Source organism: Paracoccus haematequi (assembly GCF_900631945.1).
Lineage (GTDB): Bacteria > Pseudomonadota > Alphaproteobacteria > Rhodobacterales > Rhodobacteraceae > Paracoccus > Paracoccus haematequi_A.
The window spans coordinates 1-781 of the sequence record NZ_UZWE01000008.1 but is presented as its reverse complement, the minus strand read 5'-3'; the positions used below and the strand labels follow the sequence as shown (position 1 = coordinate 781).

Sequence of the window (781 nt, the reverse complement as noted above, 5' to 3'; positions counted from 1 at the left end):
GCGGTGGTGGAACAGACCTTTACGCTTGGCTGAGCCTGTCGATGATCCAGGAGGCGATCATCAGATCCAGATGCGCGCCGCCGCCGTTCTTGAAGACGGTGATGTCGTCGTCCGACTGCCGCAGCCGCGCATCGGGGCGCAGCATGTCGTACAGATCGCCGCGGATGCTGTCCGCCGTGATCGCGCCCGAGGCCAGCGGCATCAGCAGCTCGCCGATATGGGCCGTCGTCTCTCGGCTGTCCACGAACAGCGCCGCGCGGGCCATCAGGGCATCGTCGGCCTCTCGCATGTCGGCCTTGTAGGCGCCGATCAGGTCGACATGGGTGCCGGGCCGGACCCAGTCGCCCCGGATCACCGGGTCGCGGGCCATGGTGGTGGTGGCGATGATGTCGGCCCGGGCCACCGCGTCCTGCAAGTCGGCCGCCACCGACAGGCGGGCGGGGACGGTTCCCAGCCGGTCCAGCAGCGCCTGCGCCTGGTCGGGCCGGCGCGCCCAGACCGCCACCTCCTCGAGCCCCGGCAGGACCGCCGCATAGGCCCGGACCAGGCTGGCCGCGACCGCGCCTGCGCCCAGGATCAGCAGGCGGCGGCTGCCGGGCCGGGCCAGCAGGCTGGCCCCCAGCACGGAATCCGCGGCCGTCTTGAAATCCGTGACCAGCCGGTTTTCCACAAGCGCCCGCAGATGCCCGTCGTCCTTGTCGAAGACCAGCATCCCGCCCTGCACCGTCGGCAGCCCCCTGGCGGCGTTCCCGTCGAACACCGTGAAGGGCTTGGCGCCGTA

General features: G+C 71.2%; 1 protein-coding gene. It reads right to left on the bottom strand.

Annotated features, from left to right (window positions below; genetic code table 11):
- Positions 1 to 19: 19 nt before the first annotated feature.
- A partial coding sequence (locus tag PARHAE_RS00150; protein ID WP_126152586.1) for an ornithine cyclodeaminase family protein occupies positions 20 to 781 on the bottom strand: 762 nt, incomplete at its 5' end.